The sequence below is a fragment of the Polynucleobacter sp. UB-Siik-W21 genome (assembly GCF_018687415.1).
Lineage (GTDB): Bacteria > Pseudomonadota > Gammaproteobacteria > Burkholderiales > Burkholderiaceae > Polynucleobacter.
In genome coordinates this window covers 1,162,150-1,185,279 of the sequence record NZ_CP061289.1, presented here as the reverse complement: position 1 = coordinate 1,185,279, position 23,130 = coordinate 1,162,150, and the positions used below count along the sequence as shown (strand labels likewise).

Here is a 23,130-nt window from a genome sequence, read left to right as displayed (position 1 = left end):
GGATAAGAGACAGAGAATATGAATATGAAGAACATCAAATCCCTCTTAGCTATTACTACTTTTGCAGTAGCAGCATTCAGCATGCAAGACTTTGCAATCGCTCAGCAAGCGAATGACCTTAAATTCAATAAGATGATGAAGGATGGCTTTAGAGCAGATGGTATCGCTGGCTTGGATCGTATTGATCAAGATGCAACCCAAAAGTTCTGTTCTGATCCTGTTTTCTCGACCAGCAAGCAAGGCGAAAAAATGCGCGAGAAGATTCAGAAGATGAATATGGATTCAATCAAGCAGCCTTCTGACGGTAAATATATTGGCGATTGGAAGAAGGGTGAAGCGATTGCACAGAGCGGTCGCGGTGCAACCTGGACTGACAAAGCAGATACCCCAGTCGGCGGTGGTTGTTATAACTGTCACCAGATCGATAAGAAAGAGATTTCTTATGGAACGATTGGACCCACTCTCTGGAACTACGGCAAGCTCCGTGGCTACTCACCTGAAGTGGTGACCTATACCTGGAATCGCATCAATAACTCTAAGGCCTATAACGCATGCAGCAATATGCCGCGTTTCGCCCACTTCAAGCTCTTAAATGAGCAGCAAATTCAGGATGTGATGGCTTTACTGCTGGATCCTGCCTCTCCAGTCAATCAGTAAGTCAATAGAAAAAATAAAGAACAGGCCGACAGGCCTGTTTTTGCAAGGGGAACTTTATGTCTTTAAGTCGTCGTGATTTTTTGCAAGCTTTGGCGATTGCATCTGCTGGTGGGATGAGTTTGCAATCCAATTTTGTGAATGCACAAACCGCTGCCCAAAAATTTTACGATCTACCTAAATTTGGTAATGTCCATTTTCTGCATTTCACAGATTGCCATGCGCAGTTGTTGCCAATCTATTTCCGTGAACCCAATGTGAATCTTGGTATTGGCACTCAAGAAGGCAAGACTCCACATTTAGTTGGTGAATACTTCTTAAAAGCGAATGGTATTGCCCCAGGTACTCGTGATGCTTATGCGTTCACCTATTTAGATTATGTGGCTGCTGCGCAAAACTACGGCAAGATGGGTGGCTTTGCTCATATGGCTAGCTTGATTAAACAAATGAAAGCCACTCGCCCAGGAGCGCTACTGCTCGATGGTGGGGATACTTGGCAAGGCTCTGGTACTGCACTCTGGACGAATGGTCAGGATATGGTGGATGCTGCCCTTGCCTTGGGTGTTGATGTGATGACGCCGCATTGGGAGATGACCTTAGGTGAGAAGCGCGTGATGGAAATTGTCAATGGTGACTTCAAAGGTAAGGTTTCTTTCATTGCACAAAACATCAAGACAGCGGACTTTGGCGATATAGTATTTAATCCCTATGTCATGAAAGTACAGAATGGAATACAAGTTGCCATCATTGGCCAAGCGTTCCCATATACACCAATTGCAAACCCTCGCTACTTCACTCCTGATTGGACTTTTGGTATTCAAGAAGAGAATATGCAAAAGACGATTGATGAAGTGAGGTCAAAAGGTGCCAAGGTTGTGGTTCTTCTATCCCATAATGGTATGGATGTGGACCTGAAGATGGCATCCCGAGTGCGGGGCTTAGATGCCATTTTAGGTGGCCATACCCATGATGGCGTTCCTATTCCAGTCAAGGTGAAGAATGCTGGCGGCATCACTCTAGTGACTAACGCTGGCTCAAATAGCAAATTCTTGGGTGTCTTAGATTTTGATGTGAAGGGTGGCAAGCCAGTTGATTTCCGTTACAAGTTGCTGCCTATCTTCTCCTATATGATTCCTGCTGATCCAGCCATGAATAAGTTAATTGCTAAAGTGAGAGCTCCATATGAAGCGAAGTTAGGTGAAAAGTTAGCTACCACAGAAGGTCTTTTATATCGTCGCGGTAATTTCAACGGTAGCTTTGACCAGCTGATTTTGGATGGCCTCATGGCGCAGAAGAATGCAGAGATTGCTTTCTCACCAGGCTTTCGTTGGGGTACCAGTCTGTTACCAGGCCAGCCGATCACCCGCGAGAACTTGCTTGATCAAACAGCCATTACTTATCCATACACTACTGTCACTAATATGACTGGTGAGACTATAAAAACCATTCTCGAAGATGTTGCGGATAATTTATTTAATCCTGACCCGTATTACCAACAAGGTGGCGATATGGTGCGGGTTGGCGGCATGCAATACACGATTGATCCTGCTCAAAGTGCAGGTAAGCGTATTACCGATATGCGACTTCATGGCAAACCCATCGAAGCCAATAAGACCTATAAAGTTGCTGGTTGGGCACCGGTAAGCGAAGAAGCAAAAAATACTGGTGGCGAACCAATTTGGGATGTAATGGAACGTCATTTACGTGACGTGAAAGTTGTCAAAGCAGTGAAGCTCAATGAACCTGTCATTAAGGGTGTTTCGAATAACCCCGGTATGGCATCGATCTAAATTTAATCTTGAAAGCTTTTGCAATGAAAAAAATTCTTACCCTGATTTTTGCATCATTGATCTCTATTGGCTTTACATCAATGGCCCAAGCCCAATCAACCGGCTCAACTAAAGTGGTGTATCACATTGATGATGCTGAAGCTCAAGGTTTAAAAGGCTTGCGCAATATTCGCAATCATTTAGATGTATCGCCACAGACAAGCATTATTGTGGTGACACATGCCAATGGCGTTGACTTGTTGATGGAAGGTGCTAAAGATAAAAAGAATGGCACAGAATATGCCCCATTGGTTGGTGCATTGAAATCCCGCGGTGTGAAATTTGAAGTTTGTGAAATTACTCTGAAAAATCGTAACCTGAAGAAGGATCAATTCACCCTTGACGCGGATTTCACACCATCCGGTGTCGTGCGGGTTGCAGATCTGCAATATAAAGATGGCTTTGCATATATCAAGCCTTAAGGATCATGAATAGCTTCAATAGCTATATTCGGTTTGTAAGCCATTTGATAGGGATCCTAATAGGATCTCTCGTCTTTAGTAGTGTCGCTTATGCACAAGCAACTAATCCTGTTGATGCCATCCAACTGAAGCCGGTGCAAGTGGCTCCCCATACTTATTTTGTGCAGGGTTTTGCGGAAATGGGTAGTAGTGCCAATCAGAACTTTATTTCTAATGCGGGCTTTGTGGTTACGCCAGGTGGTGTAGTAGTGATGGATGCATTGGGCTCGCCGATCTTGGCGCAAAAGCTCATTGCTGAGATTAAGAAAGTGACCAAGCAAAAAGTGGTGGCAGTGATTGTGAGTCACTACCATGCCGACCATATTTATGGCTTGCAAGAATTTAAAAAGATTGGCGCCAAGATCTATGCCCAAGGTGAGGGCAGAAACTATCTCTCTTCTGAGACAGCGAAGCAACGTTTGATTGCCTCCAGGATTGACTTTGCACCTTGGGTGAATACAAATACTCAGTTGATATCGGCAGATGTTTGGATTGATAAACAATCTAAATTGAACATTGGTGGGGTGGAATTTTTGATTAGTCGAGTCGGTCCTGCGCATGCCCCAGAGGATTTGATGGTGTATGTTCCCTCAGAAAAAGTCCTCTTTGCTGGCGATCTCGTCTTTCGGGGCCGTATTCCATTTGTGGGCAATGCTGATAGCAAAGGTTGGTTAATTGCCTTAGATGAGATTGCAAAACTCAACCCCAATGTTGTGATTCCTGGCCATGGCGGCTTTTCGGTTAAGCCCAAGGAAGACATTGCTTTTACAAAAAACTATTTGAAGTATCTGCGCGACTCAATGGCTAAGGCCGCTATCAATATGGATCCTTTTGAGGAGGCGTATCAACAGACGGATTGGTCAGAATATGAAGGAATGCCCTTATATAGAGCTGCCAACCGCATGAATGCCTATAACGTTTATCTGTCGATCCAGGCGGAGTAGGGCAATTTTGGCTATTGGGCCTTAAAATAGAGAATTAATGCTAAATCCTTGATTTGTAATGAAATTGATTTTTATCCAAACCCTCTCAGTAGTAGCTCTGAGTGCACTAGTGAGTGCACCAGTATTTGCTGCGCCCGATTTGGCAAACGGTAAAACCATTGATCAGCAAAAATGCTATGCCTGTCATGCTAAGAAATCCGGTTTTAGTAATGGCGACATGATTTATACGCGCAGCGATGGCAAGGTGAAGTCGATGGCCAATTTGAAGAAGATGGTGGGCCTTTGTAATACCGAGCTTCGCCTAGATCTTTTTCCTGAAGATGAGGCTGATGTTGTTGCCTATCTCAATCAACAGTTTTATAAATTCAAACCTTAACTTTTTATATAGTCGCTATGGATGTTGTCGATATCAATTCATTAAGCAAGTCAGTCCTTTGGGCGACTTTTGCTATTACTTTTTTGCTTGGTGCAGTGATGCAAAAGACTGGCTTTTGCAGCATGGGTGCAGTATCTGATGTATTCATCATGTCTAGCTGGGAGCGCTTAAGGCAGTGGTTTTTAGCTATTGGTGTAGCTATGATTGGTTTTGCCTTAATGTCTTATCTGGGCCTAGTTGATCCTCTGAAGAGTTTTTATACCGGCAATAAGTTTTTATGGCTCTCTACGATAGTAGGCAGTATTTTGTTTGGCTTTGGGATGGTCTTAGCGTCTGGTTGCGGTAGTAAGACTCTAGTGCGGATTGGTGGCGGTAATTTGAAGTCTGTAGTCGTCTTTATGGTCTTAGGTTTAACTGCCTATATGACGATGCGTGGCTTTTTGGGTGTCATTCGGATCAATACTTTGGATACCATCTTCATTGCATTTAATACGCCACAAGATTTGCCGAGTCTTCTGAGCGCTCCATTGGGAATGGCACGCTCACATCTTCATCTGGCTTTGGGTTTCATGATCGGCTTTGCATTCATTGCTTATGCGCTTGCTAGCAAAGCATTTTGGACTGCTAATAATTTATTTGCTGGGGTAGCGGTAGGTCTTGCTATCTGTGCAGTCTGGTGGGTATCTGGCAATCTAGGATATGTTGCTGAGGATCCCAATACGCTTGAGGAAGTGTTCTTAGTCACCAACTCTGGTCGCATGGAGAGCTTATCTTTTGTAGCGCCATACGCATATTCTCTAGACTGGCTCATGATGTATAGCGATACCTCTAAAGTATTGACGGTTGGCATTGTTGCAGTAGTGGGGATGATCTTGGGTTCAGCATTTGTCTCATTAGCCACAAAATCTTTTCGCTTTGAATCCTTTCGGGATGCCGAAGATACTGGCAATCATTTAGTGGGTGCTGCATTGATGGGGTTTGGTGGTGTTACTGCCTTAGGCTGCACTGTAGGTCAGGGTTTAAGTGGCATCTCTACCCTTGCAGTCGGCTCTCTGTTAGCTCTACCAGGTTTTATCTTTGGTGCCTACTTAGCACTCTGCTATCTCAAAATGCGCCATGCTCCTAACCCTTGCGCTTAATCAGACTAGACAAAATACATGCAAATTGATTGGCTCTCATTCACACCCATTCCTTCTTTGTTAGGGGGAATAATTCTGGGTGTTGCAGCAGCTCTTTATGTATTGTTTCATGGTCGAATTTTAGGTATCAGCGGAATTATTTCCGGTCTCTTACATCCCATGTCAGGCGATCGCGCATGGCGCATGGCTTTGATTTTAGGATTACTCACCGCTCCATTATTGGCAGCATTATTTTTTGAAATACGTCCTATTGTTGAGGTAGAGGCTGATTGGCTTGCGGTAGTTATTGCCGGTCTTTTGGTGGGCTTTGGCACTCAATATGGCTCTGGTTGCACCAGTGGCCATGGTATTTGTGGACTCTCGCGTTTATCACCCCGTTCTTTAGTGGCTACGGTCTCGTTTATGACTGCTGGCTTTTTGATTGTTTTTGTTCTGCGTCATGTGATCGGAGGCTGATGTGAAAAGGCACTTCGGTTTGTTGAGTCAATATCTCATTGGCGTCCTCTTTGGGATGGGCTTGATTATTTCCGGCATGAGCAATCCACAGAAAATCTTAGGATTTCTGGATTTAGCAGGAACGTGGGATCCATCCTTAATATTTGTCATGGCGGGTGCTGTGATTGTGGGTCTCGGCGGCTTTTATGTCGTCAGCAAAAGAACAGAAGCCTTTTTTGGTGACGCCTTGCATATCCCCCAAAGACGAGACATCAGCAAACCTCTCATCATTGGCAGTCTGATATTTGGGGCAGGCTGGGGGATGGCTGGATTTTGCCCAGGCCCAGCCATCGTTGCTCTTGGTGCTGGCCACTTGAAGGCGCTGGTATTTGTGCTTGCGATGTTGGCTGGAATGGCGCTTTGCGACCGGTTCTTTGGCGCCTATAAACACGCGGTCTAGTTCGGCCTGATTTAGAATCACTCCTATTCATAGTGTTAATTCTTAATTGAAGAGGGTGTCATGAGTCTTCCTATTACTTGTCATAACGATCAATTCGGCACACTTGGTCAAATTGATCCAAGCCATCTTGCTGAAATTGCTCAGCAAGGCTATAAAAGCGTCATCAATAATCGCCCTGACGGTGAAGGCGGTCCTGATCAGCCAAAGAATGCTGATATTCAAGCTGAAGCAGAAAAATTAGGCTTGCAATACGCCTACTTGCCAGTGGTGCCTAGCGCGATGACTGTTGAGCAAGTGAGAGAGATGGCACGTTTGTTAAACACGATGCCTAGTCCAGTTCTTGCATTTTGCCGATCAGGTGCTCGATCAACCAATTTATATCAACTTGCATTGCAAGTGAAATAAATCCACAGTACTGCATCACAATGCGCATCGCCATCCCAGAGGAGCGAAAGCTTGTTCATGAAATGATTATGCCCATTCGTTGGGGTGACATGGATACTTATGGACATGTTAACAACACTGTGTACTTTCGGTATATGGAGCAAGCGCGTGTTGAATGGATTACTTCAATGGGTTATCAGGTAGCCCCTGGGCGTGAGTCGATGTTGATGATGAATGGTTTTTGTAACTTCTATAAACAACTCTCTTACCCAGGTGAATTGATCCTCAAAACATCGATTGGCGCTATCGGTAGAACCAGTATGGATGTCTATACCATCATGTCTTTGACCACTACGCCTGAAGAAGAGGCTGCGATTGGTGGTGCTACGATGGTTTGGGTAGATCTCACTACCAATAAATCAGCGCCTTGGCCTGAACACATTTTGCAGAAGATTAGCTAACGCTGCGATATGCAACCTAGCAATCCGCATATTTTAAAGTTAGATCAATTTCTGACGGAGTTAGATCGTTTTGATCTCATTATTGATGTCAGATCACCCGCTGAGTTTGCTCTCGATCACATTCCAGGCGCTGTCAACTACCCCGTTTTAGATAATGAAGAACGCGCCAAGATTGGTACTTTGTATAAGCAAGTTTCTCCTTTTGCAGCAAAGAAGCTGGGTGCCGCTTTAGTTTCTCGCAATATTGCTCATCATCTAGAAGACTATTTATTGGAAATGCCCCGTGAATGGCGACCATTGATTTATTGCTGGCGCGGTGGTGAGCGTAGCGGGGCGTTTACTCATATCCTCAATCGTATCGGCTGGAAAGCGATGCAGCTAGAAGGTGGTTATCAAGGATTCAGAAGAACTGTGATCGATGGATTAGAGGCTGCAGCAAAGCAATTCTCTTTTCATGTGATTTGTGGCATGACGGGTAGCGGTAAAACAAGAGTGCTTCAAGAAGCGCAGCAGTATGATTCTCAGATCCTAGATTTAGAAGACCTCGCGATTCATCGTGGCTCGGTTCTAGGCAATGAGCCCAATATCGAGCAGCCTTCACAAAAAGGTTTTGAAACTGCGCTTTGGAATGCGCTGCGCTCACTAGACCCAACTAAGCCCGTGCTCGTAGAATCAGAAAGTAAAAAGGTAGGCGGTGTTCACATCCCCGATGCCTTGATGGAAAAGATTCGCAATGGCGCCTGCATTGAATTGAGATCAAGCACCCAAACACGGGTGTCATGGTTGATTCGTGAATACCATCATTTTTTAAGTGATACCGATAATTTCAAGCGTAAATTAGCACTACTCACAGCACATTATGGAAAAGTGCAAATTGCCCAATGGAATGAAGCAATTGACGCAAAGCAGTTTCCATCTTTAGTTGAAGAGTTGTTGGTCATGCACTATGACCCTTCCTATCAATCCTCGATCGTGCGCAACTTTCCTCAATATAAGATTGAGAATTTTGTACAACTTGAGAATGACAGTGATGAGGCCTTTGCTAAAGCAGCAAAGGCCATCGTGGCGAAGCTAAACCTAAATTAGCTAAAAGCTTGAATGCCGGTTTGAGCACGACCCAAAATGAGAGCGTGAATGTCATGTGTACCTTCGTAGGTATTCACGACCTCCAAGTTCATCATGTGACGCACCACGCCATACTCATCAGAGATGCCGTTACCACCATGCATATCACGTGCCATACGAGCAATCTCTAGAGACTTGCCACAAGAGTTGCGTTTCATAATGGAGGTAATTTCAGGAGCAGCGATGCCTTCGTCTTTCATGCGACCTAAACGCAAGCAACCTTGCAATCCGAGTGCAATCTCGGTTTGCATATCCGCTAATTTCTTTTGAATCAGTTGATTGGCAGCCAAGGGTTTGCCAAACTGCTTGCGATCTAAGGTGTATTGACGCGCTGCATGCCAGCACCATTCAGCTGCACCTAATGAGCCCCAAGAAATCCCGTAACGTGCAGAGTTTAAGCAGGTGAAGGGTCCTTTCAGGCCAGTGACTTCTGGGAATTCATTTTCAGCGGGCACAAACACTTCATCCATCACAATTTCACCGGTAACAGAAGCGCGAAGACCCATCTTGCCACTGATCTTTGGAGCGCTTAAGCCCTTCATCCCTTTTTCTAAGATGTAGCCGCGAATAACGCCTTCATCATTTTTAGCCCACACTACAAATACATCAGCGATTGGGGAGTTGGAGATCCACATCTTGGAACCCGTCAAAGAAAATCCACCGGGTACTTTCTTAGCGCGAGTAATCATGCCGCCAGCATCAGACCCATAGTTTGGTTCAGTTAAGCCAAAGCAGCCAATCCATTCGCCCGTGGCTAATTTAGGTAAGTACTTTTGCTTTTGTGCTTCACTACCAAACTCATTGATAGGCACCATCACTAAAGAAGATTGCACGCTCATCATGGAGCGGTAACCAGAATCGACCCGCTCGATTTCACGAGCAATCAATCCGTAAGAGACGTAATTTAAATTGGCGCCGCCGTATTGTTCCGGAATGGTGATGCCTAATAGACCGAGCTCACCCATCTCACGAAAGATAGAAGGGTCAGTAGTCTCATTGCGATAGGCATCCAAAATGCGGGGCATGAGACGCCCTTGAGCGTATTCTGCGGCAGCATCACGGATCATGCGCTCTTCTTCAGTTAACTGGGTATCAAGTAAGAGGGGGTCTTCCCAATTAAAGCTGGCTTTGCTCATGTTTCTGGTTGTCCTATAGATTGTTTTCTGACCGCCTCCTGCGTAAGTTCAAGAATGCGGATATTCTTCTTTCTATTATCCATTTTTCTTGACTTATGGACTCGCCGAGACGACACCATCGCTATTACGACCTGATTTTGGCTGCCTTTGTGGTCGTGCTACTGTGCTCGAACTTTATTGGTGCTGGTAAAGCGGCAGTGGTGAACTTGCCGTATTTTGGTGAATTGACCTTTGGCGGCGGTATTTTGTTTTTCCCGATCGCCTATTTCTTTGGTGACATCCTCACGGAAGTTTATGGTTACGCTTATGACCGTCGAGCTGCTTGGGCGGGATTTGCTGCCTTAGCATTTGCAGCCATCATGGCACAGATCGTGATTGCGTTACCAGTGGCACCCGGCACTTACATGGCCAACTATCAGCATGGTTTAGAAACCGTCTTTGGTAACTCTTGGCGTATTGCCTTGGCTTCCATGTTCTCATTTTGGTGCGGCAGTTTTGCCAATAGCTTTGTATTGGCCAAGATGAAAATTTGGACTCAAGGGCGTTTTTTATGGATGCGCACGATTGGTTCGACTGCAGTGGGGGAGATGGTTGATTCTTCATTCTTTTATATGTTGGCTTTTTATGGCATCTGGCCAACCCACGAAATTATCCAGGTAGCCTTAGCTCAATATGCTCTGAAAACGGCCTGGGAGGTTTTGGCGACACCTTTCACCTATTGGATCGTCAATTTCCTCAAGCGCAAAGAGAATGAGGATTATTACGATATCCACACGAATTTCACCCCATTTAGGGTCAAAGTCTAATCAGCACTTGATTTAAGGCTTTCTTCGCTCTAAACCGTTAAAATATCGGTCTTTGCTCCCAATACTGGGGGTATCTATTGAATTGAATTTCAGAAAGCTAGAAAACATCCGTGTTGTCCGCATCTAATATCACCATGCAGTTCGGGGCGAAGCCCTTGTTTGAAAATATTTCCGTGAAGTTTGGCGGTGGTAATCGTTATGGCCTCATTGGTGCCAACGGTTGCGGTAAGTCTACCTTCATGAAAATTCTGGGTGGCGAGTTAGAGCCAACTAGCGGTAATGTGAGCTTAGACCCCGGCATTCGTTTAGGTAAATTGCGTCAAGATCAGTTTGCTTATGAAGACGTGCGGGTACTCGATGTAGTGATGATGGGTCATGAGGAGATGTGGAAAGCTGCCGCTGAGCGTGATGCCATCTACGCCAACCCAGAGGCTACTGACGAAGACTACATGAAGGCTGCTGAGCTCGAGGGGAAGTACGCTGAGTATGGTGGCTATACCGCGGAAGCAAAAGCGGGTGAGTTGTTATTGGGTATTGGTATTCCGATTGAGCAACATGATGGCCCCATGAGCAACGTTGCTCCGGGTTGGAAATTGCGTGTCTTGCTTGCTCAAGCTTTGTTCTCAGATCCAGATGTCTTGCTCTTAGATGAGCCAACCAATAACTTGGATATTCACTCCATTCATTGGTTAGAAGATATTTTGAATGAGATCAAAAGCACGATCATCATCATTTCCCATGATCGCCACTTCCTTAATGAAGTTTGTACGCATATGGCCGATATGGACTATGGAACCTTGAAGGTCTATCCAGGAAACTACGACTCCTACATGCTGGCATCGGTTCAGGCACGAACACAACAGTTAAGCAATAACTTGAAAGCTAAAGAAAAAATTGCCGAATTAGCAGCTTTCGTAGCCCGCTTCTCAGCAAATGCTTCTAAAGCACGTCAGGCAACTTCACGCCAACGTCAGTTGGAGAAGATTGAAGTTGTTGAAGTAAAGCCATCCTCACGTCAAAACCCATTCATTCGTTTTGATACTGAGAAAAAGCTGCATAACATGGCCGTCGAGTGCAATGCACTCACTAAGGCCTATGACCGCGTGATCTTCAAGAACTTTAAGTTAGGTGTGCGTGCTGGCGAAAAAATTGCCATCATTGGTCAAAACGGAGCAGGTAAGACAACACTTCTAAAAACTATTCTCAGCAAGCGCTTCGATGGTATCAGCGCGGATAGTGGAGATGTGAAGTGGGCAGAGAATGCGAACGTCGGCGTAATGCCGCAAGACAATACGGATATGTTTGCTAAAGATGAGCTGCTCATGGATTGGATGAATGAGTGGCGCAACACTGGTGACGATGATCAAGTCATTCGTGGCACTTTGGGACGCCTCTTATTTTCCGGTGACGATATTGGTAAGTCAGTAAAAGTCCTTTCCGGTGGTGAAAAGGGCAGGATGATTTGGGGCAAACTCATGCTCCAAAAATATAACGTGCTAGCAATGGATGAACCAACCAATCACATGGATATGGAATCGATTGAAAGTTTGCAAATTGCGCTTGAAAAATTTGATGGCACTTTAATCTTTGTTTCTCACGACCGTGAATTTGTTTCTGCTTTGGCTAACCGTATTTTGGAAGTGAAGATGGACGGTACGGTCGTCGATTACTCGGGCACTTATGAAGAATATTTACGTAGCCAGGAGTTAACTGGCTAAGTGATCGCCTTAGTAATGTATATTTAAAAAATAATAAGCCTGCGAAGATTACGCAGGCTTATTTTCTTTGGCCTGTCGCTGAAAGCGGGTAGCAGTACCATCCTCGCGGATGCGCTTCCACACAGAGGCTTTTTCTGCATCAGAGAAAAAGACCCAATTACTCACCTCATGCAAGGTACGACCGCAGCCTTGGCAAATCTCATCGTAGAGAGTCGTACAGACACCAATACAAGGTGAATCTGATTCATCATCTCCAGTTGATAAGGAGTGCGATCCATCTTGCACTTGGGGAGATTTAGGTTCGTTGCTTCCAGAATTCATGGAACTACTTTAGTCGATTTCAGCGGACTATGCTCGGCAAGCTCATCGACATAGGCACCAATGCCTTGGTGCTCACGATCTAGGAAATGTCCAATAGCCTTTGCAAATCTTGGGTCTTTAATAAAGTGGGCAGATTGCAGGGTGGTGGGTAAAAATCCGCGTGCCATTTTATGCTCCCCTTGTGCACCCCCCTCAAATATCTGAATCCCTTCTTTAATGCAGTATTCAATTGCCTGGTAATAAGCAGTCTCAAAGTGCAAACAAGGGATGCGTTCTAGTGCACCCCAATATCTGCCATAAGCTTTGGAAGATTGTTGATCAACCACTAGCAATGACGCAGCTATCGCAATTCCATTGCGCTCAGCCAGTATGAGGTGCAAGTTCTCTGGCATCTGCTTTACCCAGAGCTTGAAGAATGATTCGCTTAAGTAGGGGCTCGAGTGGTGTTCTAAATAGGTATTTTGATAGCACTCAAAAAAGAATTCCCAATCTAGATCGCTTGAATCTTTTCCAGGTACATGCCTAAACGTAATAGCCTCTTTTGCGACTTGCTCACGTTCACGACGAATATTTTTACGGCGTTTCATGGTGAGCACAGATAGAAATTGCTCAAAGTTCTGAAAGTCTTGGTTATGCCAGTGAAACTGTACCGAATCTCGTAATAAGAAGCCTTGCTCTTTTAGATGATCTGCCTCATCAGGCATTGGAAATAGAATATGCGCCGATGAAAGATCATTGTCTGTCAACAAAGATTTGAGACCAGCAATCAATACCTTCTGAATTTCGGTAGCACTTGAGTCAGATCTACATAAGATACGTGAGCCCTGTACAGGGGTGAAGGGAATGGCGCAAAGCACCTTTGGATAATAGTTCAGGCCCTGTTGCTCGTAAGCCTGCGCCCATGACCAATCGAAGACAAACTCACCATAGGAATGCCGCTTTAAGTAGAGCGGCATTGCACCAACTAATCTGTTAGCTTGTATTAAAACTAGATGGACTACTTGCCATCCCGTATTGTCACCAACGCAACCGGTCTCTTCGAGGGCGCTTAAGAATTCATATCTCAGAAAAGGGCCAGCATCGACACCGAGGAGGGCATTCCAATCTGCGGCAGATACATCAGATAGATGATCTAGTATTTCTAAAGAGTATTGTTCAGAGCCTGACACTGTTAGCGTTGAATGAATTCAATTTTGTAACCATCAGGATCTGTCACAAAAGCAATGATGGTATCTCCGCCCGCAACGGGTCCAGCTTCACGGGTGACGTTACCACCTGCCGCTTTAATCTTGTCGCAAGTAGCGTAGGCGTCAGGAACACCGATGGCAATATGACCATAGGCTGTACCCAAGTCATAAGAATGAACCCCATGGTTGAAGGTCAACTCAATCTCAGCCTGCCCATCGGCATTGCCTTTACCAAAGCCCACAAATGCCAAGGAGTACTTTTGCTCTGGACGCTCGGTAGTGCGCAATAAATTCATGCCGAGTACTTTGGTGTAAAAATCAATTGAGCGCTGGAGGTCGCCAACGCGTAACATCGTGTGTAGCATCATCATGATTTACATCGCTCCGTAGTTAGGGCCGCCACCACCTTCGGGGGTAATCCAAACAATGTTCTGACTTGGGTCTTTAATATCGCAGGTTTTGCAGTGGACGCAGTTTTGTGAATTAATCTGTAAGCGTGGTTGACCATCTGCTTCAATGTATTCATAAACGCCAGCAGGGCAGTAGCGTTGCTCTGGACCCGCATAGGTTTTGAGATTGAGGCTGACTGGAATCGTCGCATCTTTTAAGGTGAGGTGAATCGGTTGATTCTCAGCATGGTTCGTATTAGAAATAAATACTGAGGAGAGACGATCAAAGCTGATTTTGCCATCGGGTTTTGGATAATCTATTGGCTTGTGCTGCGCTGCTGGCTCTAAGCACTCATGATCAGCATGTTTGAGATGCACAGTCCAAGGCATATTGCCACCCAGCACTTTTTGCTCAAGACCAACCATCAGCGTTCCTAGGTAGAGTCCTTTCGACATCCAAGCTTTGAAGTTGCGCGCTTGATTGAGCTCAGTATGTAACCAGCTGTTTTGGAAAGCAGCTGGATAGCCTGCCAAAATATCGGCAGAACGATTGTCATGAAGTGCTGCAACTGCAGCTTCTGCAGCCAGCATGCCTGTCTTAATTGCAGCGTGGCTACCTTTAATGCGTGAGGCATTTAAGAAGCCAGCATCGCAACCAATCAGTGCGCCACCCGGAAATACGGTTTTAGGAAGACTATTCAAGCCGCCGGCAGTCAGCGCTCGTGCACCATAAGCAATTCGTTTACCACCTTCAAACGTGTCACGAATCTTCGGATGTAATTTATAGCGTTGGAATTCTTCAAAGGGTGAGAGGTAAGGGTTCTTATAGGAGAGGCCAACTACCAAACCAACTGCAACCTTGTTATCAACTAAGTGATAGAGAAAGGAGCCACCATAGGTGTCACTTTCTAATGGCCAACCAGCGGTATGCACTACCAATCCAGGCTTGCTCTTGGAAGGCTCAACCTCCCAGAGTTCTTTAATGCCGATGCCATAACTTTGAGGATCAGAATCTTTATCTAAGGCGAACTTAGCAATTAACTGTTTACCAAGGTGGCCCCGAGCACCTTCAGCGAATAGGGTGTATTTGCCACGCAATTCCATACCTAGCTGAAATTGATCGGTAGGCTTACCTTCTTTATCTAAACCCATCGAGCCAGTGATCACGCCGCTGACTGCACCTTGTTCGTTGTACAAGATATCTGCTGCTGGAAAGCCTGGGAAAATTTCTACACCAAGTGCCTCAGCTTGTTCACCTAGCCAACGGGTTACGTTAGCCAAGCTCACAATATAGTTACCCTCATTTTTAAAGCATTCGGGCAAGATCCAGTTGGGAACTTGATATGAGTGATCTGCACTTAAAAATAGAAATTGATCTTGCGTGACTTCCGTAGTGAGTGGCGCCCCTAATTCTTTCCAATTGGGAAAAAGTTCGTTTAACGCTTTAGGGTCCATGACAGCGCCAGACAAAATATGAGCACCGATTTCAGAGCCTTTTTCTAAAACACAAACGCTGATGTCATTGCCAGAAGCATTCGCAAGCTGCTTGGCTTTAATTGCTGCTGAAAGACCGGCTGGACCACCTCCAACAATAACCAGGTCGTAATCCATGGATTCTCTGGCCCCGAATTGTTCTAGTAGCTCCACCTGGTTCATGCAATTTCTCCGAGATTTCTTAAAAATAGGGTATTTCAGCCCAGATAGTTTAGTTCTAAGTGCTAAAAACCAATTTAGTGCCAGGACTATCAATGCTTAAAGCCCGAGGCGTTATGATTACTTTTTTACCCTTTTTGGCAATATTAGGACAAAAGTTATGAATAAAACTTACCCATCGGCGGTAGATGCCCTGCGGGATATCTTGAAGGATGGACAAAAGCTAGCGGTTGGTGGTTTTGGTCTTTGCGGAATCCCGGAGGCTCTGATCCAGGCGGTGAAAGATCTCGGGGCCCAAAATTTGACTGCCGTATCGAATAATGCAGGGGTGGATGGTTTTGGTCTTGGAATACTGCTGAATTCACGTCAAGTAAAAAAGATGGTTGCATCCTACGTTGGTGAAAACAAAGAATTTGAACGTCAATTTCTAGCTGGTGAGTTAGAACTGGAGTTCACGCCACAAGGAACTTTGGCCGAAAAATTGCGCGCTGGTGGATGCGGCATTCCTGCCTTCTACACCAAGACGGGTGTTGGCACCTTAGTTGCTGAAGGCAAAGAGGTAAAAGAATTTGATGGCGAAAAATACATTATGGAGCGCTCTATCGTTTCTGATATTTCCTTGGTGAAGGCTTGGAAAGCGGACCGTTCAGGAAATTTGGTCTATCGCCATACCGCTCGTAATTTCAATCCAGTAGTTGCGATGGCAGGAAAGATCACGGTTGCAGAGGTAGAAGAGATTGTTGAGAACGGTGTCTTGGATCCTGCTGAGATTCATACTCCAAGCATCTATGTGCATCGCTTGGTTATCAATAGCACCCCTGAAAAGCGTATAGAACAGCGCACACTTTCAGCGACTCGCTAGTTATCTAAAAGAATAATCAAAAGAATTTAGGAAGATCAATATGCCTTGGAATAGAGATGAGATGGCGGCAAGAGCCGCTAAACAATTAAAAGATGGTTTTTACGTGAACTTGGGAATTGGTATTCCCACTCTAGTGGCTAACCATGTGCCAGAGGGTATGGAAGTTTGGCTACAGTCTGAAAATGGTTTGTTAGGTATTGGACCGTTTCCAACAGAAGATCAGATTGATGCTGATTTAATTAATGCGGGTAAGCAGACTATTACGACCTTACCGGGCTCATCGATTTTTTCATCAGCTGATGCCTTTGGCATGATTCGTGGCGGCAAAATCAATATCGCTTTTTTAGGTGCCATGCAAGTGAGTGAGCATGGCGATATTGCGAATTGGATGATTCCAGGAAAAATGGTGAAGGGTATGGGCGGTGCCATGGATTTGGTTGCTGGCGTGAAACATGTCGTAGTACTCATGGAGCATGTAGCCAAGAAAAAAGATGGCACTGAAGAGCTTAAAATTTTGCCAAAGTGCACCTTGCCTTTGACAGGTGTAGGCGTCATTAGTCAGATCATCACAGATCTTTGTGTTCTTGACATCACCCCTCAGGGTTTGAAGTTAATCGAATTGGCTCCTGGCGTTACAAAAGAGGAAGTGATCGCCAAAACAGGTGCCCCTGTTGATACAACGGGTTTCTAACTACCGTCATCATTTAATGGAATAATGGGTTCACCATGTCGGGTTCCCATCATTCCAGCCACTCAAAACCGCAGAATTTATCTGGGGCAGACACTTCTCTGCATGCGCATAAAAAAGGGGATGCTAAGCATTCTCATAGCAAAGAAGTCTCCAATCAAAATCTCCTCTTCATTGCCTTAATTCTGACCTTAGGTTTTTCTGGGGTTGAAGGTGCAGCGGCTTACTTTGCAAATTCCTTAGCATTGATCTCAGATGCGGGTCATATGGTGACCGATGCAGCTGCCTTAGGCTTGGCACTCTTGGCGCAAATTATTTCTCGCAGGCCGCCCTCCCCAAAACATTCCTTTGGTTTCGGTAGAGCAGAAGCTTTAGCAGCATTTGTGAACAGCATTGTGATGCTGGCCTTAGTGGCTTGGATTGTGTTTGAAGCCATTAGTCGCTTCTATGATCCCCATAAGGTGGATGGACTAACGGTTACCGTTGTGGCTGGCATTGGCCTTGTCATGAATATCGTAGTGGCTTGGGTCCTCTCACGCGATAAGAAGAGTGTGAACACGCGTGCAGCATTAGTCCATGTCATGGGTGACTTATTGGGTTCCGTCGCAGCACTGATTGCTGGTGTTGTGATTCAGCTCACCGGTTGGATGCCCATTGATGCGATTCTCTCTATCTTGGTCTCATTACTCATCCTCAAGTCAACGATCTCGATTCTGCATGAGTCCTATCACTTCTTAATGGAAGGTGTGCCACTGCATATTGATTATTTAGAAGTAGGTAAAGATTTAAAGAATGTTCCTGGTGTATTGGCTGTACATGATTTACACGTATGGGAAATGACACCTAGCTTTCCTGCGCTGATAGGCCATATTGAGATAGCAAATATTCGCGAGTGGCCAGAGATTATGGTCAGAATTAACACCATGCTCTTAGATAAGCATGGGATCGATCATGTCACCTTGCAACCAGAAGAGGTGGGTGACTTACATGATCATGACGATGCTTCTGAATCCCATCAATCACCCCAGAGTACAAACGTCTTGCATGATGGCGATACTTTCTTTGTGCAGTGCTCTAGTGGTGATGCGCAGCATCGTATGGCATATCACACATGGGGCGACCCCAATAACTCTAAGGTATTGCTTTGTGTTCATGGCCTAACTCGGCGCGGGAGCGACTTTAAAACCCTTGCGCAAGCGATGTGCAAAGACTATTACGTAGTTTGTCCTGACGTCGTTGGTCGCGGCGATTCAGATCGATTAAGTAATCCGATGCTGTACGCCATTCCACAATATGTTGCTGATATTACTGAGCTTGTTAAAACATTAGGTGTATCGCAGGTCGATTGGTTTGGTACTTCAATGGGCGGCTTGATCGGTATGGTCTATGCCGCGATGCCGAAGTCTCCTATTCGGAGAATGTTGATTAATGATGTCGGACCCAAAATTGAGCCTGAAGCAATCAAGCGTCTAGGCTCTTATGTCGGTCAGCCATTTGCTTTTGCTAATCGTGCTGATGCGCTGACTCGTTTGAATCAGATCTGCGCTTCTTTTGGCGTTCATAGCCCTGAAGAGTGGGAGATTTATAACGGACCCATGTTGATTCAGCGCGATGGCGTGTGGATCATGCACTATGACCCGAATATCTCGGTGCCGTTTGCTGCTGTAAACCCCATCATGGCGAAGGCTGGCGAGATGGCGATGTGGCATGCCTTTAAGCAAATTCATATTCCGATGCTGATTGTGCGGGGTGGCGATTCTGATTTGCTATCTGCAGCAACGGTTGCCGAAATGTGTAAAGTTAATCCACATGCACGTAGTATTGAAATTCCCAATGTTGGTCATGCACCCGCATTTGTGAAGCCAGAGCAGATTGCTTTAGCAAAAGAATTTTTCAGTTAATCTTTTTTAGTTCATTTTTTTGCCTATGGCAAATCCTCCTGCCTCTCTAGCTAAAACCGAAAAAGTGGCTCTATTTCAGGATGCCTGGTTTGGTGAACCTGCAGAGTCGCATGCAGATGGTGTTTCACAAATTCTGCAGTCCCTGAATTTAGACGAAGCCACTTTAATTGCAGCAAATAATATTGCTCGCACTCATGGTAAAGAGGCCCTCATCAAACTGATTGGTGAGGAGTCGGCCAAACTCCTGATTGGCTATCGCGGTTTGCGACATGCACAAGCAAAACTGGTTCGCGAAGATGGCGGTCTGAGTGTCTCTGGTCAAGAAGAAATGTTACGCAAGATGCTCTTAGCATTTGGTGATGACTTACGTGTAGTACTGATTTATCTCGCCTCGCGTTTGCAAACTCTCCGTTGGGTTACACAAGAACAACTGGAAATGCCAGGCGCTTGGGCCCAAGAGATTCTCAGTATTGATGCATCTTTGGCAAATCGTTTGGGTATTTGGCAAATGAAGTGGGAGATGGAAGATCTGGCCTTCCGCGTTCTATCGCCGTTGGTCTACCGCGATATTGCCAAGATGCTGGATGCAAAACGCATAGAACGACAGGCCTTTATTGAACGCATTGTGCGTGAAATTAGGGAAGAGTTAAAGGCTGCCCATATACAGGGCGAAGTCTTGGGCAGGCCAAAACACATCTACAGTATTTGGAAAAAGATGCAAGGCAAGTCTCTTGACTTTGCTAATCTGTATGACGTCAGGGCATTTAGAGTTTTAGTAGATGATGTCAAAACCTGTTATGCCGTTTTAGGCATCGTGCATAACGTCTGGCAACCTGTGCCACGCGAGTTTGATGACTACATTGCAAGACCTAAGCCTAACGGCTATCAATCGCTGCATACCGTAGTGATGAATGAAGACGGCACTGCATTTGAAATTCAGGTGCGCACCCATGAGATGCATCAGCAGGCAGAGTATGGCCTAGCTGCTCACTGGCGTTACAAAGAGGGCGCTTATGTTGGTATGGCTACACCACCCAATCTTCCGAAGCCTAACAAACCGAGCATCCATCATCAGCTGGGTACCCATAGTGCAGAGGTAGCCTATGAAAGACAGATTGCCTGGGCTAGGCAGCTGATCTCTTGGAAAGAAGATGCTTGGGATCAGCTCAAGCATCACGAGATTGATGATCATATTTATGTACTCACGCCCTTAGGTAAAGTTATTTCTTTAGAGAAGGGCTCAACCCCTATTGATTTTGCTTACGCGGTTCATACCAATTTAGGTCATCGTTGTCGCGGAGCACGTGTTGATGGTGCCATGGTTCCCCTGGAAACTGCATTACAAAACGGACAGACTGTTGAAATCATTGCAGTCAAGCATGGTGGCCCATCGCGCGATTGGATTAGTCCAGATAAACACTACATACGGTCTCAAAGAGCGCGTCAACGCGTACGCGCTTGGTTTAATGCACTCGATGATGAAGAGGCCGGTCAGATTGTAAAAGCTCCCGATAGTAAGTCTGATATCGCCATTGATCCGAAATCTGCTGCTCCAGAAATTATTCTGCGGAGCAGTAGTCGTAAAACAGGGCAGAGTGGTGATGTTTTAGTGGTGGGGGTTGATTCTTTATTAACGCAATTAGCGCGTTGCTGTAGGCCCGTACCACCAGACTTGATTGCAGGATTTGTGACCCAAGGAAGAGGGGTGTCGATTCATCGACGTTCCTGCAAAACGTTTCGAGGGCTTTTAGATCGAGCGTCTGAGAGAGTGATTCAGACGGCTTGGACTGCATCAGCTGCCGACCCTGTGGTGAATTCTGAGCAAAAGCGCGTCTTCCCAGCAGATTTAGTAGTGAGCGGCTTGGATCGACCTGAGCTCATGAGAGAGTTGTTTGAGATTCTGACTCGCCAAGGTGTTCATGTGATTGATTTACGCAAATCAGCCAAAAAGGGCTTGGCACAGATCCTTTTAACCGTTGAAGTCAAGGATTCTGAAGTCTTGAGAGCAGTTCAAAATAGCTTAGAAGAGGTCAAAGGGGTCACCCAAGTGCGTCGCCGGTGATAAACTCTCAGGCTGTATAGGCTCGTAGCTCAGCTGGTTAGAGCACCACCTTGACATGGTGGGGGTCGTTGGTTCGAGTCCAATCGAGCCTACCAACGAATAATGACCCAGAGGCGCGGTTGCCCATAAGCTACCGCGCTTTCTTTTTAAGATGATGTAGTGAAGCTGAAGTTCAGTTAATAAGATGGAGTTGTCATGCCAGTAGTTACTCTGCCCGATGGATCAAAACGTGAGTTTGATGCTCCCGTTCGTGTAGCGGATGTTGCCCAAAGCATTGGTAGTGGCCTTGCCAAAGCTGCTCTGGGTGGCATCGTCGATGGCAAGATGGTTGATACCAGCTTTATGATCAATCAAGATAGTCAGCTCGCCATCATCACGGATAAAAGTCCAGAGGCATTAGAAATTGTTCGTCACTCTACAGCTCATTTGTTGGCCTATGCTGTTAAAGAACTCTTTCCTGAAGCGCAAGTGACGATTGGTCCAGTAGTTGATAGCGGCTTCTATTACGATTTCTCTTATCACCGTCCATTTACGCCAGATGACTTGGTGGCACTTGAAAAGAAAATGACTGAGCTTGCTAAAAAAGATGAGCCAGTAGTACGCAGCGTTCTGCCGCGCGATGAAGCGGTGAAATTCTTCAAAGATCAAGGCGAGCATTACAAAGCTGAAATTATTGCCAGCATTCCGCAAAATGAAGATGTATCTCTCTATGCTGAGGGCAAGTTCACTGATTTATGTCGTGGACCACACGTACCATCCACTGGTAAGTTGAAGGTATTTAAGCTGATGAAGCTTGCTGGTGCTTATTGGCGTGGCGATAGTAAGAATGAGATGTTGCAGCGTATTTATGGTACTGCTTGGTTGCGCAAAGAAGATCAAGATGCCTATTTACATATGTTGGAAGAGTCTGAGAAGCGTGATCATCGTCGCCTCGGTAAACAACTGGATTTATTCCATTTCCAAGAAGAAGCTCCCGGTTTAATTTTCTGGCACCCAAAAGGCTGGTCCATTTGGCAAGAGGTTGAGCAATACATGCGTCGCGTGTATCAGAACGAGGGCTATCAAGAAGTCAAAGCCCCGCAAATCTTAGACCGCACCCTTTGGGAAAAATCCGGTCACTGGGAAAACTACAAAGAGAATATGTTCACAACGGAGTCAGAGAATCGCGCTTATGCCTTAAAGCCGATGAACTGTCCGGGCCACGTTCAAATTTATAACTCTGGCTTGCATAGCTATCGTGAGTTGCCATTACGTTTTGGTGAGTTTGGGCAATGTCATCGTAATGAACCATCTGGTGCCTTGCATGGTTTGATGCGGGTGCGGGGTTTTACGCAAGATGACGGTCATATTTTCTGTACCGAAGATCAGATTCAGTCTGAAGTGGCTAATTTTGATAAGGCAGTGCGTGTTGTGTACCAAGATTTCGGCTTTACCGAAGTAGCGGTGAAGTTGGCTTTGCGTCCTGCCAAGCGAGTTGGTGAAGATGCGATCTGGGATAAAGCGGAAGAAGCTTTGCGTGGCGCCTTGAAGGCTTCAGGTCAAGAATGGGAAGAATTGCCAGGCGAGGGTGCTTTTTATGGTCCAAAGATCGAATATCACCTCAAAGACTCAATTGGCCGAACTTGGCAATGCGGCACGATTCAGGTGGATTTTTCAATGCCAGCCCGTCTTGGGGCTGAATATGTGGCCGAAGATAATAGCCGTAAGACCCCAGTGATGCTCCATAGGGCAATTGTGGGTTCTTTAGAGCGTTTTATCGGTATTTTGATCGAAAACCACGCTGGAAACATGCCGGTTTGGCTTGCTCCGACCCAGGCTGTAGTCCTCAATATCTCCGGAAATTCTGCTGCATATGCACAACAAGTGCAGCAATTGCTGAAAAAACAAGGGTTTAGAGTGGAATCGGATTTGCGGAACGAGAAGATTACGTATAAAATACGCGAGCACGCATTACAGAAGATCCCATTTTTGCTGGTTGTTGGTGATAAAGAGTCTGAAAGTAATACGGTGGCCGTTCGTGCCCGTGGCGGAGTGGATTTGGGTGTAATGCCTATTGATGCCTTCGTTGCCCGACTCCAGCAGGATATATCCCAAAAAGTCGGACCCGAGCCTAGCTAGGGGTAGAGCGGTTTTTTATTG

The 23,130-nt window shown here is 45.7% G+C and carries 23 protein-coding genes and 1 tRNA gene; 19 read left to right on the top strand and 5 right to left on the bottom strand.

Translation table 11 applies throughout. The features are described from left to right. The first annotated feature begins 18 nt into the window (after nucleotides 1–18). Genes soxX through mnmH form a run of 11 tightly spaced genes read left to right on the top strand, consistent with a single transcriptional unit; the run spans nucleotide 19 to nucleotide 8,229 of the window. Nucleotides 19–657: a sulfur oxidation c-type cytochrome SoxX gene (gene soxX, locus C2756_RS06200; protein WP_215318052.1), complete on the top strand. Its 639-nt coding sequence runs from the start codon at nucleotides 19–21 to the stop codon at nucleotides 655–657. Nucleotides 658–713: 56 nt separating this feature from the next. Then, entirely contained in the window at nucleotides 714–2,444 is a 1,731-nt protein-coding gene (gene soxB / locus C2756_RS06195) for a thiosulfohydrolase SoxB (protein WP_215318050.1), read from the top strand. Nucleotides 2,445–2,467: 23 nt separating this feature from the next. Next, nucleotides 2,468–2,905 (top strand): DsrE family protein, encoded by a 438-nt coding sequence (locus tag C2756_RS06190; protein WP_215318048.1) that lies wholly within the window; start codon nucleotides 2,468–2,470, stop codon nucleotides 2,903–2,905. A gap of 5 nt (nucleotides 2,906–2,910) precedes the next feature. Beyond that, entirely contained in the window at nucleotides 2,911–3,888 is a 978-nt protein-coding gene (locus C2756_RS06185) for an MBL fold metallo-hydrolase (RefSeq protein ID WP_215318046.1), read from the top strand. 58 nt (nucleotides 3,889–3,946) lie between these two features. Further along, nucleotides 3,947–4,264 (top strand): hypothetical protein, encoded by a 318-nt coding sequence (locus C2756_RS06180; RefSeq protein ID WP_215294770.1) that lies wholly within the window; start codon nucleotides 3,947–3,949, stop codon nucleotides 4,262–4,264. A gap of 17 nt (nucleotides 4,265–4,281) precedes the next feature. Then, nucleotides 4,282–5,403, top strand: coding sequence for a YeeE/YedE family protein (locus C2756_RS06175; protein WP_215318045.1), 1,122 nt, complete (start codon nucleotides 4,282–4,284; stop codon nucleotides 5,401–5,403). Nucleotides 5,404–5,421: 18 nt separating this feature from the next. Beyond that, entirely contained in the window at nucleotides 5,422–5,859 is a 438-nt protein-coding gene (locus C2756_RS06170; protein WP_215318043.1) for a YeeE/YedE family protein, read from the top strand. Nucleotide 5,860: 1 nt separating this feature from the next. Beyond that, complete coding sequence (locus tag C2756_RS06165) at nucleotides 5,861–6,298, top strand: DUF6691 family protein (RefSeq protein WP_251371999.1); 438 nt, start codon at nucleotides 5,861–5,863, stop codon at nucleotides 6,296–6,298. Between the two features lie 60 nt (nucleotides 6,299–6,358). After that, on the top strand, nucleotides 6,359–6,703 hold the full coding sequence (locus C2756_RS06160; RefSeq protein ID WP_215318038.1) for a TIGR01244 family sulfur transferase: 345 nt from the start codon (nucleotides 6,359–6,361) through the stop codon (nucleotides 6,701–6,703). A gap of 20 nt (nucleotides 6,704–6,723) precedes the next feature. After that, nucleotides 6,724–7,143: a thioesterase family protein gene (locus C2756_RS06155; RefSeq protein WP_215318037.1), complete on the top strand. Its 420-nt coding sequence runs from the start codon at nucleotides 6,724–6,726 to the stop codon at nucleotides 7,141–7,143. 9 nt (nucleotides 7,144–7,152) lie between these two features. Continuing rightward, nucleotides 7,153–8,229, top strand: coding sequence for a tRNA 2-selenouridine(34) synthase MnmH (mnmH, locus tag C2756_RS06150; RefSeq protein ID WP_215318035.1), 1,077 nt, complete (start codon nucleotides 7,153–7,155; stop codon nucleotides 8,227–8,229). Here the strand turns inward: mnmH and C2756_RS06145 are convergent. After that, nucleotides 8,226–9,404 carry an acyl-CoA dehydrogenase gene (locus tag C2756_RS06145; protein ID WP_215294756.1) on the bottom strand — a complete coding sequence of 393 codons (1,179 nt, stop codon included), beginning with the start codon at nucleotides 9,402–9,404 and terminating at the stop codon, nucleotides 8,226–8,228. The genes mnmH and C2756_RS06145 overlap by 4 nt on opposite strands. A 95-nt stretch (nucleotides 9,405–9,499) precedes the next feature. Between C2756_RS06145 and C2756_RS06140 the strand changes: the two genes are divergently transcribed. Further along, the gene (locus tag C2756_RS06140) at nucleotides 9,500–10,210 is read left to right on the top strand and encodes a queuosine precursor transporter (protein ID WP_215294754.1); all 711 of its coding nucleotides are present in this window, start codon (nucleotides 9,500–9,502) and stop codon (nucleotides 10,208–10,210) included. A gap of 110 nt (nucleotides 10,211–10,320) precedes the next feature. Further along, nucleotides 10,321–11,928, top strand: coding sequence for an ABC-F family ATPase (locus tag C2756_RS06135; RefSeq protein WP_215318033.1), 1,608 nt, complete (start codon nucleotides 10,321–10,323; stop codon nucleotides 11,926–11,928). A gap of 48 nt (nucleotides 11,929–11,976) precedes the next feature. On the opposite strand, the gene C2756_RS06130 is transcribed toward C2756_RS06135, so the two are convergent. From C2756_RS06130 to C2756_RS06115, 4 genes are read right to left on the bottom strand one after another with little or no spacing between them, the layout of a single operon-like run. Further along, a complete protein-coding gene (locus C2756_RS06130; RefSeq protein WP_215294750.1) occupies nucleotides 11,977–12,249 on the bottom strand; it encodes a DUF1289 domain-containing protein in 273 nt (90 codons plus the stop codon). Beyond that, nucleotides 12,246–13,418 (bottom strand): GNAT family N-acetyltransferase, encoded by a 1,173-nt coding sequence (locus C2756_RS06125; RefSeq protein ID WP_215318032.1) that lies wholly within the window; start codon nucleotides 13,416–13,418, stop codon nucleotides 12,246–12,248. Before C2756_RS06125 ends, C2756_RS06130 begins: the two co-directional genes overlap by 4 nt. 2 nt (nucleotides 13,419–13,420) lie before the next feature. Next, the gene (gene gloA, locus C2756_RS06120; protein WP_215318031.1) at nucleotides 13,421–13,807 is read right to left on the bottom strand and encodes a lactoylglutathione lyase; all 387 of its coding nucleotides are present in this window, start codon (nucleotides 13,805–13,807) and stop codon (nucleotides 13,421–13,423) included. 3 nt (nucleotides 13,808–13,810) lie between these two features. Further along, nucleotides 13,811–15,481, bottom strand: coding sequence for an electron transfer flavoprotein-ubiquinone oxidoreductase (locus C2756_RS06115; RefSeq protein ID WP_215318030.1), 1,671 nt, complete (start codon nucleotides 15,479–15,481; stop codon nucleotides 13,811–13,813). 157 nt (nucleotides 15,482–15,638) lie between these two features. Here C2756_RS06115 and C2756_RS06110 point away from each other — a divergent pair, with 157 nt between their 5' ends. The 6 genes from C2756_RS06110 (at nucleotide 15,639) to thrS (ending at nucleotide 23,109) form a co-directional block, all read left to right on the top strand. Then, on the top strand, nucleotides 15,639–16,340 hold the full coding sequence (locus C2756_RS06110) for a CoA transferase subunit A (RefSeq protein ID WP_215294743.1): 702 nt from the start codon (nucleotides 15,639–15,641) through the stop codon (nucleotides 16,338–16,340). A gap of 40 nt (nucleotides 16,341–16,380) precedes the next feature. Continuing rightward, nucleotides 16,381–17,031: a CoA transferase subunit B gene (locus C2756_RS06105; protein WP_215294741.1), complete on the top strand. Its 651-nt coding sequence runs from the start codon at nucleotides 16,381–16,383 to the stop codon at nucleotides 17,029–17,031. A gap of 35 nt (nucleotides 17,032–17,066) precedes the next feature. Next, nucleotides 17,067–18,929 (top strand): alpha/beta fold hydrolase, encoded by a 1,863-nt coding sequence (locus C2756_RS11200; RefSeq protein WP_215318028.1) that lies wholly within the window; start codon nucleotides 17,067–17,069, stop codon nucleotides 18,927–18,929. A 25-nt stretch (nucleotides 18,930–18,954) separates the two neighbouring features. Next, the gene (locus C2756_RS06095; RefSeq protein WP_215318026.1) at nucleotides 18,955–20,991 is read left to right on the top strand and encodes a bifunctional (p)ppGpp synthetase/guanosine-3',5'-bis(diphosphate) 3'-pyrophosphohydrolase; all 2,037 of its coding nucleotides are present in this window, start codon (nucleotides 18,955–18,957) and stop codon (nucleotides 20,989–20,991) included. A gap of 18 nt (nucleotides 20,992–21,009) precedes the next feature. Next, nucleotides 21,010–21,086 (top strand) — tRNA-Val (locus C2756_RS06090). A gap of 100 nt (nucleotides 21,087–21,186) precedes the next feature. Beyond that, nucleotides 21,187–23,109, top strand: a complete 1,923-nt coding sequence (thrS, locus tag C2756_RS06085) for a threonine--tRNA ligase (protein WP_215318020.1) — start codon at nucleotides 21,187–21,189, stop codon at nucleotides 23,107–23,109. The last annotated feature ends 21 nt before the right edge of the window (nucleotides 23,110–23,130 follow it).